The sequence below is a fragment of the Urbifossiella limnaea genome (assembly GCF_007747215.1).
Lineage (GTDB): Bacteria > Planctomycetota > Planctomycetia > Gemmatales > Gemmataceae > Urbifossiella > Urbifossiella limnaea.
The window spans coordinates 1803749-1821353 of sequence record NZ_CP036273.1; the positions used below are offsets into that span (position 1 = coordinate 1803749).

16 protein-coding genes are annotated in these 17605 nt (G+C 72.3%); 4 read left to right on the plus strand and 12 right to left on the minus strand.

All coding sequences use genetic code 11. The features are described from left to right. Positions 1-379: 379 nt before the first annotated feature. Entirely contained in the window at positions 380-1351 is a 972-nt protein-coding gene (locus ETAA1_RS07145; protein ID WP_145235632.1) for a hypothetical protein, read from the minus strand. 427 nt (positions 1352-1778) lie between these two features. Next, positions 1779-2747 (minus strand): sugar phosphate isomerase/epimerase family protein, encoded by a 969-nt coding sequence (locus ETAA1_RS07150; RefSeq protein ID WP_145235635.1) that lies wholly within the window; start codon positions 2745-2747, stop codon positions 1779-1781. A gap of 120 nt (positions 2748-2867) precedes the next feature. Here ETAA1_RS07150 and ETAA1_RS07155 point away from each other — a divergent pair, with 120 nt between their 5' ends. Both ETAA1_RS07155 and ETAA1_RS07160 read left to right on the plus strand, forming a co-directional pair. Next, on the plus strand, positions 2868-4259 hold the full coding sequence (locus ETAA1_RS07155) for a DUF1501 domain-containing protein (protein ID WP_145235638.1): 1392 nt from the start codon (positions 2868-2870) through the stop codon (positions 4257-4259). 111 nt (positions 4260-4370) lie between these two features. Next, complete coding sequence (locus tag ETAA1_RS07160) at positions 4371-5159, plus strand: S8 family peptidase (protein WP_238389389.1); 789 nt, start codon at positions 4371-4373, stop codon at positions 5157-5159. Positions 5160-5167: 8 nt separating this feature from the next. Here the strand turns inward: ETAA1_RS07160 and ETAA1_RS07165 are convergent, their stop codons facing one another. Then, on the minus strand, positions 5168-5920 hold the full coding sequence (locus ETAA1_RS07165; protein ID WP_145235645.1) for a hypothetical protein: 753 nt from the start codon (positions 5918-5920) through the stop codon (positions 5168-5170). Between the two features lie 268 nt (positions 5921-6188). Between ETAA1_RS07165 and ETAA1_RS07170 the strand changes: the two genes are divergently transcribed. Continuing rightward, positions 6189-7829: a DUF11 domain-containing protein gene (locus ETAA1_RS07170; protein WP_202920721.1), complete on the plus strand. Its 1641-nt coding sequence runs from the start codon at positions 6189-6191 to the stop codon at positions 7827-7829. Positions 7830-7850: 21 nt separating this feature from the next. Here ETAA1_RS07170 and ETAA1_RS07175 read toward each other — a convergent pair whose 3' ends face one another. Genes ETAA1_RS07175 through ETAA1_RS07185 form a run of 3 tightly spaced genes read right to left on the minus strand, consistent with a single transcriptional unit; the run spans position 7851 to position 10749 of the window. Then, positions 7851-8966 (minus strand): type III polyketide synthase, encoded by a 1116-nt coding sequence (locus tag ETAA1_RS07175; RefSeq protein ID WP_145235651.1) that lies wholly within the window; start codon positions 8964-8966, stop codon positions 7851-7853. Next, positions 8963-10057, minus strand: coding sequence for an NAD(P)/FAD-dependent oxidoreductase (locus ETAA1_RS07180; RefSeq protein ID WP_202920722.1), 1095 nt, complete (start codon positions 10055-10057; stop codon positions 8963-8965). The genes ETAA1_RS07175 and ETAA1_RS07180 overlap by 4 nt, the downstream gene beginning before the upstream one ends. After that, positions 10054-10749, minus strand: coding sequence for a methyltransferase domain-containing protein (locus ETAA1_RS07185; RefSeq protein WP_145235659.1), 696 nt, complete (start codon positions 10747-10749; stop codon positions 10054-10056). Before ETAA1_RS07185 ends, ETAA1_RS07180 begins: the two co-directional genes overlap by 4 nt. Before the next feature lie 147 nt (positions 10750-10896). Here ETAA1_RS07185 and ETAA1_RS07190 point away from each other — a divergent pair, with 147 nt between their 5' ends. Beyond that, positions 10897-12600: a response regulator gene (locus ETAA1_RS07190; RefSeq protein WP_202920723.1), complete on the plus strand. Its 1704-nt coding sequence runs from the start codon at positions 10897-10899 to the stop codon at positions 12598-12600. Positions 12601-12630: 30 nt separating this feature from the next. Here the strand turns inward: ETAA1_RS07190 and ETAA1_RS31615 are convergent, their stop codons facing one another. The 6 genes from ETAA1_RS31615 to ETAA1_RS07215 all read right to left on the minus strand — a co-directional run bounded on the left by ETAA1_RS31615 (position 12631) and on the right by ETAA1_RS07215 (position 17589). Then, positions 12631-12780 (minus strand): hypothetical protein, encoded by a 150-nt coding sequence (locus tag ETAA1_RS31615; RefSeq protein WP_202920724.1) that lies wholly within the window; start codon positions 12778-12780, stop codon positions 12631-12633. Between the two features lie 144 nt (positions 12781-12924). Then, positions 12925-13545 carry a PEP-CTERM sorting domain-containing protein gene (locus tag ETAA1_RS07195; protein ID WP_145235665.1) on the minus strand — a complete coding sequence of 207 codons (621 nt, stop codon included), beginning with the start codon at positions 13543-13545 and terminating at the stop codon, positions 12925-12927. A 114-nt stretch (positions 13546-13659) separates the two neighbouring features. Then, positions 13660-14277, minus strand: coding sequence for a PEP-CTERM sorting domain-containing protein (locus ETAA1_RS07200; protein ID WP_145235668.1), 618 nt, complete (start codon positions 14275-14277; stop codon positions 13660-13662). 93 nt (positions 14278-14370) lie between these two features. Then, a complete protein-coding gene (locus ETAA1_RS07205) occupies positions 14371-14931 on the minus strand; it encodes a metallophosphoesterase family protein (RefSeq protein ID WP_145235671.1) in 561 nt (186 codons plus the stop codon). Between the two features lie 81 nt (positions 14932-15012). Next, positions 15013-16308 carry a hypothetical protein gene (locus tag ETAA1_RS07210; RefSeq protein ID WP_145235674.1) on the minus strand — a complete coding sequence of 432 codons (1296 nt, stop codon included), beginning with the start codon at positions 16306-16308 and terminating at the stop codon, positions 15013-15015. A 66-nt stretch (positions 16309-16374) separates the two neighbouring features. Beyond that, complete coding sequence (locus tag ETAA1_RS07215) at positions 16375-17589, minus strand: hypothetical protein (RefSeq protein WP_145235676.1); 1215 nt, start codon at positions 17587-17589, stop codon at positions 16375-16377. Positions 17590-17605: the final 16 nt, after the last annotated feature.

Consider the following 17605-nt stretch of genomic DNA (forward strand, 5'->3'; position numbering starts at 1 on the left):
GCGGCGGGGAAAGTGTGAGCCTGGACCCGCCCGGACGGGGCGGGGTATACAGAATCGCTCCACTATACCCCCACACGAACCTCGTGCCAGACGCTATCCCCCTGAAGGCGAGAAAGTTGCTCACCAGGCTACGAACAGCATCAGCATTGCGATTGGCCCGCGTGATCGATCCGGCGCGGCCGTTCGGTCTCACCCCCAGCCGGCCGGGGAAATTCGTCGAGACTTGGTCGGCTGCCGCGGGTCCCGGAGGGTCGTCACCCCCACCGACTTGGTCCGGAACCCTTGCTGGGAGATCCGGACCCGCGCCTCGCGGACAGTGATGAGGTGCGCCTTCCGGCGAGAACCGCCCCGGATCAGGACGGGCGCCGGAGGGGCCGGGTTACTTCTTCTTGCCAGAGGTGAAGTCCAGCGTCCCCTCCCCGGTCCAGGAATAGACGAACGGGCCGGTGTACCCGGGGGCGCCCCCGGCGAACGGGATCGAGTCCGACTGGGCGATCATCCGGAAGCTCCCCCCGGACAGGTTCGAGAACCGGCCGGTGCTGTTGGCCGCGTCGTAGGCGAAGACGGCGTCGAACACCACCCCCTCGATGGCCGAGCCGTCGGCCGAGATCTGGCCCGTCACCACCCCGGTAAACCCGTCCCCGTAGGTGAACGCCAGCCGGTCGCCGTTCGCCGCCACGAACACGAACGACCCCTGGAAGGTGCCCGTCACCGCCCCGGTCCCGGAAACCGCCAGACTCCCCAGGGTGAACGACCCGCTCCCGGTGTGTTGGCCCAGCCGGGTGGCCGTTCCGGAGGTGATCTCGTGGTCGGCCGACCCGCCCGGGAACAGCGGCACGCCCTGGAAGGCCGGACCGGTGCCGTTGATCCGGAACGGGACGGTGTGCGTCCCGGCCGCGGCGTTGGCGGCATGGCCGAGCGACAGAGTGCCGGTCAGGGCGACGGTGACCTCACCGGTCGTCGGGTTGGCCGAGATGACGTACGAGGTCAGCCCGGTGGTCCCGGCCAGCCGGCCGGTTCCGCCGGTGTAGGTGATGGTGCCGGTGGTCTCGCTGGCGTGGGTGGCGAACCCGACCAGGGTGTCGCCGCTGGCGACGGTCTTGACGAACGAGTCGTCGGCCAGGTTCAGGTCGGCGGACACGCGGCCGAGGTGGGAGGCCCGCCCCTCGTAGTGGGCGACGCCGGCCGGGCTGACCCCGGTGAGGGTCAGGGTCTCGTGGAACGGCACGGCCGCCGCGGACGGGACATCCCGGCCTTCGAGGGCGGTGACGGCGGGGGTAAATCGAGCCGGCGCGAGGCGCGTCCGGGCGGGGCGGCCGCCGGTCAGGCGGCGGAGCAGGGCGACGATCATGGGGACACCTCTGTGGCCACCGGCGAGGGGGAAGACGCCCGCAGCCCCGGGGTGGCCGCCGGGGACAGGCGGATCGGACGGGGTCCACTCACCGCGACGGGTCCGTGGAACGCGCAGCCCCGCCCGCCCCGGTGTCGGGCACTCGCGGCTGGCCGGCACGAACGGCGGGCCCGGTCCAGGGCGGCGGTCTAACGGAGCCCGCCGCGACGGTGGCTGCAGAGTAACACCGCCTCGCTGCGAATAAGTGTGACAGCGAGGCCGAAAAAAGACCGGTGGTTTGAAAGTGGCTCGGGGCTCAACTCGCCAATCAACAGCTCGAAAACCCTTAAAATACTAGCCTTTCGGCCGCTTCGGTCGGCAGTTCAGCGTGAAGTGGCGGCGGGTGTATTGTCCTTCTTTTTGGGCAGCGGGACACTGGCGACGCCAGCTACCCTTTCAACCCCAGCATCCGGTCGAGCGAGTCGGCGGTCTGGTGGATCAGCGCCTCGGGCCAGTGCAGGTACGGGTGGAAGTACTCGAACGTCAGGTAGCCGCGGTAGCCGGTCTTGTCGAGCGCCTCCAGCACCGCCGGCCAGTTGGTCGTGCCGTCGAGTAGCGGGCGGAACGCCTCCAGGCTCACGTCGGTCCCCTTCTTCGTGAACTCCTTCAGGTGGACGTTCTTGATGCGGTTGCCGAGCTGGGCCACCCAGTGCTCGGGGAACTGGTACATCATGATGTTCCCCGTGTCGAAGTGGACCTTCACCCGCTCCGACCCGAACGAGTCCACGAAGGCGTTCATCTCGCCGGGGGTCATCAGGTAGCCGTTGAAGAAGATGTTCTCGATGTTCAGGAACACCCGCAGCTTCTCGGCCGCCGGCAGCAGCGCCCGCACGGCCTCCTTCGCCCGCCGGTCGCACACGTCGTTCGGCACCGGCTCGTGGTCGGTCCGCCACGGGATGTGAACGGCGCCCGGCACTACCAGCACGTTCTCGGTGCCGAGGTGGTGGGCGCACTCGGCGATCTTCCCGGCGAGTTCCAGACCGCGGGCGCGCTTGGCGGCGTCGTTGCTGCTCAGCGGGTACGGCCAGAACAGGAACGAACACACGCCGCTGATGCTGATACCGATCTTCTCGGCGAGCCGGCGGACCTGCGCGAACTCGGCGGGGCCGTTCTTCGGCGAGAGGTCGTTGTCGAGGTCGTAGTTCAGCTCGATTCCGTCGAACCCGGCGGCCTTGGCGAGGCGGAGGCAGGCCTCGAGGTTCATGCGCTCCGGGTACGGGAACGCCCACTGGTTGATCGACTTCTTGAACGGGTACTTCTTGGCGGGGGCCGGCGGTTGGGCGGCGGCGCTGGTGGCGGCGGCCCCGCAGGCGGCGGCGAGGAGTTGGCGGCGGTCGGGCTGGTACGGGCCGGACATGGGACACCTCGGGAGGGGTTGCCGGCCATCATCCGCGATCCGGCGCGGAACGCAACAGGGTCGCGCTTGTTCCCCCGCCGCGGATCGGGATAATGAAACGACCCCGCCGGAGTCCTCTCCATGCTCCTCGTCGGCCGCCAGACCGCCCGGACGTGCCAGACGCTGCACCGCCGGGCGTTCCTCCAGGTCGGCGGCAGCACCGCGCTCGGCCTGTCGTGGGCCGACCTCCTCCGCGCCCGGCCGCCCGGCACCTCCGGCCACACCCCCGGCGCGGCGAAGGCCGTCATCCTGCTGTGGCTGTGGGGCGGGCCGAGCCAGCTCGACACGTTCGACCCCAAGCCGAACGCCGCGCTCGAGTACCGCGGCCCGTTCGGCACCATCCCCACCCGCATCCCCGGCGGCCGCTTCACCGAGCTGTTCCCGCAGCTGGCCGCGGTGTCGAACCACCTCGCCGTCGTCCGCACGCTCACCACGCAGTCCACCGACCACGGCATCGCCGGCACCATCGGCCTGACCGGCAGTGGCGCCGGCGGCACCGGCCTCGACGGCAAGCCCCTCGGCGGCTCGCCGCGCCCGGCGCTCGGCTCCGTGGTGGCGAAGGCGCGGACCGTCGGCCGCCGCGCCGACGCCGCCAACCTGCACCCGTTCTTCGTCGTCGGCGGGAAGCTGCACCAGGGGAAGAAGGCGATCATCGGCGAGGGCGGCGGCCCGCTCGGCGCCGCGTTCGACCCGTTCCGCCTCGTCTACGACCCGGCCACCGGCACGAAGGTGCCGGCGCTGCAACTGCCGCCCGACCTCACGCCCGAGCGCATGACCGACCGCGCTGCGCTGCTCACCGGCATGGGTCGGCTCGAATCCCGCGCGCAGGAGTTGGGCGCGGCCGGCGCCTTCGACGAGTACCGCACCCGCGCCCTGGCGATGCTCACGCGCCCCGACGCCGCGGCGCTATTCGACGTGTCGAAGGAACCGGCCGCGCTCGCCGACCGCTACGGCCGCACGCGCTTCGGCCAGAGCTGCCTGCTAGCCCGGCGGTTGGTCGAGGGCGGCGTGCCGTTCGTGCAGGTGAACTGGAGCGACCACGTGGAGGCCGAGGAGGACGCCGGCGACGGCGGCTGGGACCACCACTACCGCAACTTCCAGATCATGCAGGACCGCCACGCCGGCTGGCTCGACCAGTCGTTCAGCTCGCTGATTACCGACCTGCGCGAGCGCGGGTTGTTGGGGAGCACGCTGGTGGTGGCGGTGGGTGAGTTCGGCCGCGATCCGAAGGTGAACGACAAGGCCGGCCGCGAGCACTGGCCGGGCTGCTACAGCGCCGTGCTGGCCGGCGGTGGCGTGGCCGGCGGCCGCACCGTGGGCACAAGCGACGCCCGCGCCGCGCGCCCCGCCGACACCCCGCTGACGCCCGCCGACCTGAACGCGACGGTGCAGCACCTCGTGGGCCTGACGAGCGAGCAGCTGACCGGCCTGGGCCTGACGCCCGTCGGCCGCGTGATCGAGGAGCTGTTCTGACCAGTTGCCGCTTGCGGCTTAGCGCTGCCCAGCGCTAAGCCGCAAGCGGCAAAACTCCGCGCCCGCCGCCGCCCCTACAATTCCCGCATGGCGGCCGGCGGGGAACCCACGGTGTTCGACGAAATCTTCGCCCGGATCACCCCGGACCGGCTCCTCCGCGACCCCCGCGCCACCGGCGAAGGCGTCGCCGTCGCCGTCATCGACTCGGGCGTCGAGCGGGCCGTCCTCGAAGACAAGTTCCGCGCCGCCGGCACCCCCATCCACCCCATCGACGGCGCCCTGTTTCGCGCCGACTCCGCCGCACCGCTGCCGTACACCGGCCACCAGTCGAGCCCGCACGGCACCACCGTCGCCGACGTGATCCTCACCGTCGCCCCGCGGGTGAAGCTGTACTCCGCCGACGTGTTCGGCCCGGCCGGCACGTGCGAGGTGGAGACGGTCATCCACGCCCTGCGGCACGCGATCGAGGTGTGGAAGGTGAAGGTCATCAACCTGTCGCTCGGGGTGCCGGAGCACAAGCTCCAGCAGCTGCCGCGGCGGCAGGCGCTGCTGCGGGCGATCGAGGAGGCGTACTTCCGCGACGTGCTGGTGTTCGCGGCGGCGCACAACGAGCACCCGCTGACGCGGAGCTACCCGGCGGTGTTCACGACGCCGCTGGTGTCCGTGGACAAGGGCGTGTTCGACGACCCGCTCGGGTTCGCGTACCGGCTGCGCGACCACGTGGAGTTCCAGGCGCACGGCAAGGGCTACCTCGGCCCGTTCGCCCGCGAGCCGGCGACGAGCTGGGCCACGCCGCACCTGTCCGGCATCGCGGCCCGCATCCTGTCGCTGAAGCCGGACCTGAAGCCGTTCGAGATGAAGACGCTGCTGTACTGGCTGACGCGGGGACGAACGGGGTGACCCGCTCGTCAGTCGTACTCACCCGCCGGCGCGACGCGGCGGAACCCCGCGGCGTCGGCCACCAGAACCACCGGAATGAAGTGCTTGGAGTTAGGCGCCGGCACGTACTGAACCCGCCCCGTCGCCTCGAACCAGTCGCCCTCGCCGAAGCCGCCCAGCGTGCCGCGCTCCAGCACGACCCGCACCTTAGCCGGTACCACGTCCGCGGCGCAGCACGTCATCTTGAGCCGGTAGACGGTGAACTGCCGGTCGTCGATCCGCGACACGCGCCCGGATACGACGGCCGTCCGCCCGCGCAGGCGCTCCCGTTCTGCCTCGTCGGAGGCGCCGGCGGCCAACTCGTTGAACGCCGTCACGGTGCCGTCCGTGTAGGGCGGCGACAGGAAACCCGTGACCGCGTCGTCGCCGCCGAGGAGCTTCTGAATGCGCGCCTGGCTGAACCCCGAGTACGGCACGCCGCACAGGAACAACGCGACGGGCAGGCAAAGCACCGCGAGGCGGGTGTAGGTCCAGTCGGAGTTGTGGTGGTGCCCACCCCCGTCGTGCCGGATGGCCACCGCCCGCACCGCCGCGAGGCCGAGGAGCGCCCACCCACTCGCCGTCACGAGCGGGTGGAAAGGCGAGGCGAGCAGGTAACCAAGCTGGCCGTTGTGAGACATCTGGAGCGCGACTAACCCGAGCACGCCGACCGTGAGAACGGTTAGGAATTCGCCAGCGGCGTGGGCGCGGGGCGCGTCCGCGTCGTGAAGGTGGTCTGTCATCACTGCCTCCTGCGAAACCTACAAACGAATACGCCGCCGCCGGGCCCGCCGTTCAGCACGGCCGCGGCGGCCGGCTCCAACGCTCTTTTGTGGCACAGACTCAATGCGTGCCGCGACCCCCCAGGGGGGAGCCGTACACACAATGGAATCGGCCCGAGTTTTGAGCGTTCCGCCGCCCCCGGCAACTCGTCTTCCCCAGTTCCCCACGGGACGCTATACCCCCGCCGCGACCGGGAAACCCCGGCGGGCCGGGCGGCGGAGGAAGACCATGACGGCACCCACGTTGCGGCGACTCGCGGCCACCACCGCCGCCCTCGCACTCCTCGCCACCACGCTCCGCGCGCAGCCGGAACCGTTCCCCGTCCGCCCCGCCGACGTGCCGCCGCTCGAACTCCCCGAAGAGCCCGCCACGATCATCACCGACCCGAACGTCGTGCCGGCGCAGTTCCAGCAACCGGTGTCGCTCGACAAGACGCAGCCGGTGACGCTGCCGCGGCCGGTCGCCGACCCGCCGCCGCCCGTCGTGCGGGTGCAGGTCCGCGTGCCCGCCGACTCGCCGCCCGGCGACGACATCAAGTACGTCCTCACCGTCACCAACAGCTCCGCGGCGGACGCCCACCGCGTCACCATCCGCAACCCGATCCCGGACGGCATCGAGCAGGTGGTGAAGGCGGCGCCGCAGTTCGACGAGGCGCCGGACAAGAACAAGCAGCTGACGTGGTCGCTCGGCACCCTGAAGGGCGGCGAGTCGAAGACGATCGAGCTGGTGCTGAAGCCCAAGGCCGACGCGAAGGAGGTGAAGAACCTCGCCTACGTTCGCTTCGAGCACGGCGAGGCGACCACGACGCGGATCGCCCGGCCGGGCCTCAAAATCACCCGCAGCGCGCCGAAGCAGTCGGTGAAGGACGAGCCGTTCACCGTGCGCGTGCTCGTGGAGAACACGGGCAAGGTGCCCGCCGAGAAGGTGAAGATCGTGGAGACGCTCACCGCCACGGCCCAGGTGCAGGCGGTGACGACCGGCGTGAAGCGGACGCGGCCCGAGGACAACCAGTGGCAGTGGGAACTCGGCACGCTCCTGCCGGGACAGCGGAAGGTGGTCGAGTTCCGCGTCAGCCCGCAGCAGGCCGGCGAGGCCGCGGGCACCACCGTTGTCACCGCCGAGAAGGGGATTCTGGAAAAGACCGAGGGGCGGACGCAGGTGCTGGTGTCGGGCCTGAGCGTGCGGCTCGACGGGCCGAAGGGGATCGTGAATCCCGGTGAATCGGCGCGGTACGAGATCACGGTGCGGAACACTGGCACGCTGCCGAGCACGAACGTGAGGGTGACGGGGAGCGTGCCGGCGGACTGCCGGCCGACGATGAAGACGGACGGCGGGCAGCTGTACCGCGACGCCGTGGTGTGGACGGTCCCGAAGCTGGAGCCGGGCGAGGCGATGACGCTGCGCTACGGGCTGAAGGCGGCGACGAGCGGCCGGCGGGTGGTGGTGGCGAGCGCGGCCGACGCCCGCAAGGCCCGCGACTCGCAGGAACTGGCGACGGTGTTCCAGGGAACCGCGGCGCTGGTGTGGGAGCAGACGCCGGACCCGGCGGCGCTGGCGAAGGGGCGCAACGGCACGGTCACGGTGCGGGTGCGGAACACCGGCGGCGAGGAGGCGCGGAACGTGCGCCTGGAGGTGGAGTTGCCGCCGGAGGTGGGCTACGTGCAGTCCACGCCGCAGGTGCGGGCGGAGAACGGCAAGGTGGTGTTCGGCCCGGAGGCAGTGTCGGCGGGCGGCGAGCGGGTGTACACGATCACGTACCAGGCGGAGCGGCCGGGGCAGGCGTGGTTCCGCTTCCGGCTGGCCGCGGACGCGCTCGGCGACCGGCCGGTGACGACCGAGAAGTCGGTGGAGATCACGGGCGGCGGCTGACGTGTGGCCGGCTTCCAGCCGCTACGCGAACAGCGCCGCCTCCGCCACCAGCCCCGGGCCGAACCCGAGCGCCACGCACGGCCCCGGGGCGCCCTCGCGGCGCAGCTTGTCGAGCACGAACAGCACCGTCGGGCTCGACATGTTGCCGCGGTCGGCGAACACCGCCCGCGACGACGCCAGCGCCGCCGGCGGCAGCCCCAGCGCCTCCTCCACCGCGACCAGAATCTTCGGCCCGCCCGGGTGGACGGCCCAGCTCTTCACGTCGGCCAGTGACAGCCCGTTGTCACGCAGCCAGCCGTCGAGCCACGGCTTCAGGTGGGCGGCGATCAGCCCGGGGACGCGGCGCGACAGCGTCATGGCGAAGCCGTTGTCGCCGACCGTCCACGCCATGTCCGCCGCCGACTCGGGGATGAGGCACGAGCCCGACGCGCGGAGTTGCAGGGGAACAGCCCGCTCACGCGGGCCGCTCGCCTCCCACTGTCCCGCGACCGCGGCGGCGCCGTCGGCGAAGATGGCGTTGGCGATCAGCTTGTCGGCCTCGTTGCCGTAGTAGTAGTGCAGGCTGCACAGCTCCACCGCCGTCACCAGCACCCGGGCTCCGGGGTGCGCCGCCGCGAAGGCGTGGGCGACGCGCAGCCCGTTCAGCGCGCCGTGACAGCCCATGAAGCCGACGTTTGTCCGCTCCACCGTCGGCCGCAGGCCCAGCCCGCGGATCAGCGCCAGGTCCACGCCCGGGGCGCCGAAGCCGGTACACGACACCGTGACGAGGTGTGTGAAGCTGTCCGGCGCGAAGCCGCTCTCGGCCACCGCCTGCGCCGCCGCCCGCAGCGCCAGCGGGCCGGCTTCGGCGGCGTACATCGTCATCCGCTCGGCCGTCGTCGGGCCGACGTTGTCGCGCGCCGGCGTGGGGTAGAACGGCGAACTCACGCGGTCCTCGCCGTCGAGTACGTCGCGCACCACGGCCCCGCCGATCACCTGAAACCGCCGCTCGACGCCGGATTTCTCGTAGACGGGGACGAGCCACGTCGAGGTGCGCACGTCGGCGCCGGCTAGCTTCCGGGCGAGGCCGAGGCCGTCGGCGGCCGTGACGGCGTCCGGCGGGTTGGCGGTGCCGAGGCCGTGGATGGCGAAGCTCATGCGGGGCGTCCGGTGGGTCGGTTCAGCGCGGCGGTTACGGGGCGGGCCAGCACGGGGAGGAGCGACAGGGCGCGGACGGCGATGCGGGTGAACGTCGGCGAGCGGAGCGCCCGCGCGGCGGCGCGGCACACGCCCTGCCGGCCGCGGACCACGCGGGCGTGTGCCGCCCGCCACGCCGCGGCATGCGCCTCGGTCCACCCGCTCGCTGCTTCCTGCACAATCGGCGCCAGCGCCGCGGCCCCCGCCAGCGCCCAGGCCATTCCTTCGCCGGTGAACGGCTCGACGTACCCCGCCGCGTCGCCGACCGCGAACGTCCGCCGGCCGGCGACCTGGCTCGGCGTTCGCGTCAGCGTCGGGGTGCCCTTCCACGCCGCGTCCGCGACGCTGGCGGGTAGCGGCCAGCGCGTCGTCTTCAGCACGTCGGCCGCGGCCGGGCCGACACCGCCGGTGGCCTTCACGAACGCCGGGTCGAACGCGGCGGCGAGGTCGAGGCGGCCGTCTTCGAGGCGGACGAGGCCGACGTATCCGCCGCGGGCGGTCGCCATGAAGATCGTGCCGGGGGCGAAGAACGCCGGCACCGCGTCGGCCGGCAGCACGACACCGGCGCCGAGCCGCGACCCGGCGGCGGCGTCGGTGCGCGTCGGCAGGCCGGACGCGAGCACGACGACTTCGGGGGCGACCGTGCGCGACCCGTCGAGCGTCACCCGCCCGTCGTCGTCCACCTTCGCCCGCACGCCGGTGAGCACCGTCGCCCCCGCCGCTTCCGCTTCGCGTATCAGGGCCACGTCGAGGGCGTCCCGCGACACGGCCACACCGCCGGGCAGCGGCACGTCGGCGTCGGCGCGGCCGGCCGCGAGCTTCACCCGCCGCAGCGGCACCGCCCCGAGTTGGCTCAGCACACCGCCCAACCCCACGGCGTCCAGCGCGGCAATTCCCGCGGCGTTGAGGCAGCACCCGCACACCTTCGGCCGCGGGAACGTCGCCTGATCGACGAGCAACACGCGGGTGCCGCGGCGGGCCAGCTCGCGCGCGGCGAGGCTGCCGGCGGGGCCGGCGCCAATCACGACGACGGGAACGTCGAGCGTTGTCATGCCGGGGTCGTCCGCTCCCATTGCAGCAAGAACCGGCACGGGAAGCGCCCCCGCACCGCAGCCCCCGTCAGCCCGGCCCGCGCCGCCAGCCCCGCCGCCTCCGCCGCGGTGAACGCCGACCGCACCGACGCCGGCCCGTCGAACCGCACCACCGCCGACCGCGTCAGCAGCCGGCTCGCCGCCCACACCGACACGTAGTTGAACCGCGACCGGGCCAGGTCGTTCACCAGCACCCGCCGCCCCGCCGCGGCCGCGATCCGCCGCAGCAGCGTCACCGCGTCGTCGTCGGAGAGGTGGTGCAGGAACAGCGAGCACGTCACCACGTCGAACCCGGCCGGCAGCGGGTCGCGTAGCACGTCGTGGACGAAGAACGTCAGCCCCGGCGCGGCCTGCTTCGCCGCGTCGATCGCGGTCGCGCTGATGTCGCAGCCGGCGACCTCGACCGGCAGGCCGGCCCGCACCGCCTTCGCCGCCAGCGCCCGGGGCACGTCGCCGGAGCCGGTGGCCACGTCGAGCACGCGCAAGGGGCCGCCGCGGGCGAGTTCCCGTACCGCCGGCCACAGCACGCCGGGCGAGTCGCTGACGCGGTTCAACCGGGCCAGCCCCGCGAGGGCGCGGCGGTGCTCGGCCGGGTCGAGCGCCGGGTCGTCCATCAGCTCGGGGACGCGCTCGCGGCGGGCGAGGGACGGCATCACGCCTCCGGGAGGGACCGGGTGAGTGTATGGGTTGGGTAACCGCGGCGGCCGCCCGCCGCGGTTTCGCCGCCGCCGCCGGGTTGAGCCGTTCCCTCGGTTACCGGTATAATGTCCCGCACGCCTGCGTCCCGTCCCGAGGCCGCGTTGAGCCCCCGCCCGCGACTGCTCCTGATCGGCCCCGAGCCGGCCCACCTGAACGGCACCCTCGACGGGGCCGACGTGGAGGCCATCGCCGACGACCCCGCCCTCGTCGCCGAGCGGATCCGCGCCGGCGGCGTGGAGGCGATCGTCGCCTCCGCCGCGACGGCCGCCGGATTGCTGGAGCGCGTCCGCAGGGACGAACTCGTTCTCACCCACGTCGACAAGGGGTTGGCCGTCCTCGACCTCGGCGGCACGGTGGTGTGGGCGAACCCCGCCTTCACCGTGTCGGCGGCGTGCCCCGCCGATCCGGTCGGCCGGCCGCTGTTCGAGGCGCTCGGCGGCGCCCGCGTCGTCGGCCCCGACCTGACGCGGCCCGCCGACCCGGCCGCCGACCCGTTCGCCGCCGCCCGCGCCGGCCGGCCGCTGTCGTTCCGCCTCCGCTGCCCCGCCGACCCCGACCCGAGGTACTACGAGGCCGACGTCCGCCCCGTCCCCGACTCCCAGCCGCCGCTGCTCGTCGTCGTCATCCGGAACGTCACCGAGGAAGTGGTTCAACGACAGAAGCTCGACGCCCTCCACGCCGCCGGCCAGGAGCTCGCCGCGCTCGACCCCGACCAGCTCGCGGAGATGAACACGCCGAGCCGGGCCGAGTTGCTGAAGCTGAACCTCCGCCGCCTGATCCACGACCTCCTCCGCTACGACACGATCGAAGTCCGGCTGCTCGACCGCCGCACCGGCGAGCTGCGGCCGCTGATCGAGGACGGGATGACGGCCGAGGCGGCCGGCCGCGTGCTGTACGCCCGGCCGACCGGCAACGGCGTCACCGGGCACGTCGCGTTCACCGGCACCAGCTACCTGTGCCACGACGCCGCGGACGACCCGCTGTACATCCGCGGGGCGGAGGGCGCCCGCAGCTCGATGACGGTGCCGCTGAAGGTGCCCGGCGGCGAGGTGGTCGGCACGCTGAACGTGGAGAGCCCGCGGCCGAACGCCTTCGGCCCGGACGACCTCCAGTTCACCGAGCTGTTCAGCCGCGAGGTCGCCGCCGCACTCAACACCCTCGACCTGCTCACGGCGCAGGAGGAGTGCACGGCGACGCAGTCGATCGCCGCGGTGAACAAGGAGATCGCGCTGCCGATCGACGAGGTGCTGGCCAGCGCCAGCCTGCTGATCGGCAAGCCGTTCGCCGACCCCGAGACGGCGGCGCACCTGCGGAAGATCCTCGACAACGCCCGGCTGGTGAAGGAGAGCGTCGGCCGCGTCGGCCGCGAGATGACGCCGCGCCCCGCGCCGCCGGCCGAGCCGCCCCCGGTGCCCGCCCCCGACGCGACGCCGCTCGTCGGCCGTCGCGTGCTGGTGGTCGATCCGGACGAGCGCGTCCGCCGACAGGCGCACCTGTTGCTGACGCGGCTCGGCGCGACCGTGGAGACGGCCGGCACCGCGACGGCCGGCCTGGCCCTGGCCGGCGACATTCCCTACGACGCCGTCTTTCTCGACGTGAAGCCGCCGGACATGGGCGGTTACGACTGCTACCGTCGGTTCAAGGCGGCGCGGCCGCGGAGCGTACTGGCGCTAACGACCGGCTTCGGCTACGACGTGGCCCACTCGATCGTGAAGGCCCGCGGCGACGGCCTGCGGTACGTGCTGTTCAAGCCGTTCCGCCAGGAGCAGGTGGTGACCGCCGTCCTCGACGGCCCCGATTGTTGACATGCCGCTCGCAGCGGCGGGTCAGACGCCTCACTTCGCCAGATCAAACGTCAGGTCGTTCTCCCCGGGCTTTAGCTGCTGCTTCACGCCCGTGATCGTGTCGCGGAACTTCGGCAGCCCCGACGGGCCGGTGCCCGCCACGTTATCCCAAATCGAGCCGGCCGCTCGCCCTGTCGTCAATCTCTGGAATCCGTGCATCCAACGCGGGCGGCGGTAGTGGGTCCGGGGCGCCGCCGTAATCCTGAAACGCGAAAAACCCCGCCGGACGGGCGGGGTTCCACGGGGCGACACTCGCCCGCTTCCGCGGGCGAGCCGATTCACGACTCACGCCTTCCGCTTCCGCAGGGCGCGGGCGGCGCCGGCGGCCGGGATGCCGATCGCCGCCAGCAGCAGCGTCGTCGGCTCCGGGACGCCCGTCGGGTTCTCGACCACCGGCGGGACGCCGGGGGCGATCGTGTCGATGATGTTCCGGTCCAGGTCGCCGGTCGTCGACTGCGGGTTCTGGGCGGTGAAGTCGGTCTTCGTGCTGGTCCCGACGGTGCTCACGGCGCCGAAGTTCCCCAGCCCGGTCTGCCCGGTGAGCGCGCTGCCGCCCTTGTACCGGAAAACCAGGTTGTCGATGCTCGCGTCGTCGTCCGGGCTGAGCCCGGCCGGGATCGGGCCGGCCTTCTGGACTTCCATCGACCAGTCCCCGGCCGACGAGTTGGTCGGGTCGATGAACTGCGACCCGCTCACCAGCCCGCCGAAGTCGTAGATGGTGAAGTAGTCCCCGGCCTGGAGCTTCATGTCGGTCGGCAGCACGATTGCGTACTGCCACCGGAAGTTCCCGGCTTCGGGGGTGACGGTGACGGACGCCGGGATGATCCCGGCGGCGGCGGTGCCGGCTGCGACCACGGCCGCGGCGGCGGCAGTGAACAGGCGGGCGATCCAGGTGTGACGACTCATGCAGAACCCTCCGTGACAGGCGACTCGTGCGTCGGCCGGGAAACGATCCCCGGCCGGGGGCGGCGGCCGGATACCCTCCGTCCGCCGGCGACCGCCCCTAACGACGGCGGGCTTTTAGACCCGGTCGTCTTTCGTGTCAACCACAACCCCGGAACGGCCGGGGGTGCGGCGGGCGACCTTCCGGGCCAGGGCCGCGAACGGCAGCCCGAGCCCGGCCAGGACGAGCGTGGTCGGCTCCGGAACGGCCGGCGGGGCCGGCACCGGGACCACGGTGTACGTGACGTTGTTGTCGGTGCGGGGGCCTTCCGTCAGGTGCGTGGTGGCGGTGAAGAACCCGTCGCCGCTGCTGCCGTATTCGGAGGCCGCCCAGAAGTTCCCGAGGCCGGTCTGGCCGGGGCTGTAGTCGGGCCCTGTGTACGTCCACGTCAGGTTGAGAATGCCGGCGCTGTCGTCGGGGGCGAGGCGGTCCGGCGTGGGGCCGACCGCGGCCGTGCTGAAGCCCCAGCCCGCGGGCTGGCCGTTCGAGCCGCCGACGAGCCCGGCGAAGTCGTAGATGGTGAAGTAGTCGCCGGTCTTGAGCATGGACCCGCCCGGGAGCATCACCGCGTACATCCACAACTGGTTCGGCCCCTCGGGGGTGACCGACACCTTGGTAGGAAGCAGGCCGGCCTCAGCCGAGCCGGGGGCGACGAGCCCCAGGAGAACGGCGAGCTGGACGAACCGACGGAACATGACCACCTCCCTGCGTGTCGGCGGCCCGTGGCGCAAGGCGCCGGGGCCGCCGCCGGAACAGGGGCGGATGGTACGCGGGATTTTCGAGAGGGGTCAAGCCGGGTTGGAATCGGGCGGCGCGACGACGGACCCGTGCGGGTCGTCGATGACCGGAATCGGCGGCTTCGGGACGGGGACGATGATCGGCTTGATCTCGCCGGTCGCCACGTCGAGTACGATGCACGTCTTGGGGTTTGCGCGGAACAGCGCCCCGGGGTTGGCGACGAGCGTCTTGCCGGTGCGGTGCTGCTCGCGGACGTGAGTGTGGCCGTAGAACACGTAGTCGAAGTAGTCCGAGTGCTCGAGCTGCCGCAGCTGGTGGCGCTCGTGGCTGTGGACCCACGCGAGCCGCTTGCCGGCCAACTCCAGGAACCCGAACGAGTCGTAGTGGGTGCCGCCGGCGTCCTTGATCGCGGCCGCGAGCCGGGCCCGGTCCTTGTCCCAGTTGCCGAACACGAAGTGCGTGGGGACGGGCTTGAACAGGCGGATCGTTTCCGGGGATTCGATGTCGCCGCAGTGGAGGACGAGTTCGACGTGCTGCTCCAGGAGGAGGCGCACGGCCTCGCTCACCGCCTCCCCCCGGTCGTGGGTGTCGCTGACGACCCCGATCCGCATCGTGTGCCCGCCCCGGTCGCGCCCGATGAACCCCGTTCCCTCTACCTTAACAACCCGGCCGCGCCGCGGGTATGGCAGCGGTCAGCGGCCGAACCGGACGCCGCCCGCCAGCGCCGCGTCCCGACCGTTCAACAGCCGTGCCCGATCGGCCGGCGCGACGACGGTCACGACCATCTGATCGCCCGTCGGCCCGGCCACGAGGTACACCGCCCGCAGCACCGGCACCTCCTGTGCCTTCCCCTCGGCGGACAGCCGGTACACCCAATAGCCCTCCGCGGCGGGCACTTCGCCGTCGGCGACGACGCGGGCGGGCACCCAGCCGGAGGCGGCGGCCGCCGCCTTCTTGAAGTCGTCGGCCGCGGCGTGCTGCCCGGCGGCGGCCTTCGCCCACGGCGTGAGCGTGGCCTGGGCGACGAACTCGCCGCCGTCGAGGAGCCGCAGCACGAGGTGCGTGTCGGTCGCCCCGGTGACGTGCCAGTCGCGCGGGTGGAGCACCTCGTAGCGGCCGCTGGGGCAGGGCTGCCGCAGGTTCGTGGCCCCGGCCGGCACCTCGGCGGGAAGCTCGGCCCCGAGCTCGGCCGGGACGCCGCCGTTGAACTCGCGGCGCAGTGTGATCGTCGCTTCGACCTTCGCCGCGGGGGTGACCGGGCCGGCGGCGCGGTCGTCGGTCTGCTTCCACGTCAGGGCGGTCACGCGACCCGCCGACACGTCGAACGAACCGGTGGCGTCCACGACCAGACTCACCTTCGCCCCGCTCTCGACGCCTTCGATCGTGCCACTGATGGCGAACGCGGCGGTGCCGTTCCCGACGGACACGAGCTTCCCCTGGAGCGTGTGGCGGGTGAGTTTGTCGAGCAGACCCGCGGTGTGGGCCGCCACGTCGGGCACACCCCAGGTGTCGCCTACGGTCACCATCTTCCCCGGGAGCAAGCCGGGAAGACAGTGCGGGTCGAAGTGCTCGGCGACGAGGTCCAGTTCGTCGCGGGTCAGCGGCCCGGCGGGGGCGACCGCGAACACTCCGTCCGGCGTGCGACGGGCGACAACGAGCTTGCGGTCGGCGGGCAGGGCTCGGTCCGACTTCTCGCCGCCGACGGTGGCGCTGGCGTTCGCCTCGTCGTAGAAGCGGGTGGAACGTGCGGGCAAGCCGTCGGCGACGGCGAGGGTCTTGTCAGCGAAGCGGTGGCGGGCGGTGGCGGACAGTGGCACGGCCTGCTTGGTGCCGTTCTCGGTGAGGACGAGTTGGCCGGTGAGCTTGAGGTCGAGCGTGTAGCGGCAGGCGTCGCCGGGGCGGGGAGTTTCGGCGAGGGCGACGGGCTGTGCGGTGGCCCGCGACGCGACGAGCAGCACGGCGAGGACGGCGGCGCGGCGGGCGGTCATGGTGGCAACCCCGGGGTAGAATCGGGGCGGCCATACCGCCGGCCGGCCGGCGCGGTCAAGCCGGGGTTACGACTTGGGAGCCGGGGCCGGGCTCGGGTTCGCCGGCCGCTCCTCGTCGCGGAGGAGCGTCTCCAGGAACTCGACCTGCCGGGCGTCGCGCTGGCGGGCGGCGGCCACGAAGTCGGCGGCGGCCTTGTTGTTCGGGTCGGCCTTCTGGGCGGCCAGCGCGAACTTCAGGATCGCCCGCCGCACGATCGGGATGCCGCCGTGCGACTCCCGGGCCGCGAGGCCGATCACCGCCGGCGTCAGCTCCCACGTGCGCCACTTGCGCAGGTCCTCGATCGGCAGGTCGGCCAGGTCGGACTGGTCCATCAGCACCCGCATCGCGGCCAGCACCTGCTCCTTCGGGATGATGTCGGGCCGGTTCTCCCAGAAGTAGCGGACGGTGCGGAGGCCCGCGTACCGCTCCGAGAAGTCCTTCTTCGGGTCGCCGACGAGCCGCATCAGGTGGTCCCACCCGGCCTGCTTGTCGAGCATGACGTAGCCCGCGAGTACGCCGTCGAGACCGCTCGTGTACGACCGCATCGGGTCGTCCAGCAGCGCCCGGATCGCCTTGGCGTCGTCCTGCTTGCCGCAGTGGCCGAGGAGCAGGCCGTACAGGCCGAACCGGGTAGCGCGGGTGTTCGGGTCTTTCAGCCAGGTCAGCAGCTGGGCCGGCTTCGCGGCGTCGGTCTTCCACCGGTCGGTCAGCTCGCGGACCTCCTTGTACTCGGCGTAGCCGAACTCCGAGTAGGCGTCCGAGCTGATGACCAGGTCGGGGTTTTCGAGGTAGTCGAAGAAGTAGGCGAGGCGGTCGCCGGCGGCCTTGCCGCGGACCGCGATGGCCCCCTTGAGGTACTTGGGCAGGTCGCTGTTGGCCGGAACGCCCTCGCCGCGGTACGGGTCGAGCACGCCGTTGTAGAGCTTGAAGAAGATGAGGTGCTTCAGGTTCGGCTGCTTCGGGTCGGCCGGGATGTACTTCGGCAGCGTCACCACCTTCTTCCCCTTCACCGACTCGTGGTCCTTGATGACCAGCTCGACGGTGAGGTCGGTCGTCCCCTTGTTGAAGGCGGTGGGGTCGGCCGGATCACGCTGCGGGTTGCCGAGCGAGCCGAACAGGATGAAGTCGGCCTGGCCGACCTCGCCGGCGAGGGTTTCGCCGGCCGGCGAGCAGAACGGGCACGCTGCGGCCGGGGCGGCGAGCAGGGCCGCGGCGAGCACGGCGGGGGTGACGCGGGTCATGCGGGGGCTCCGGTGG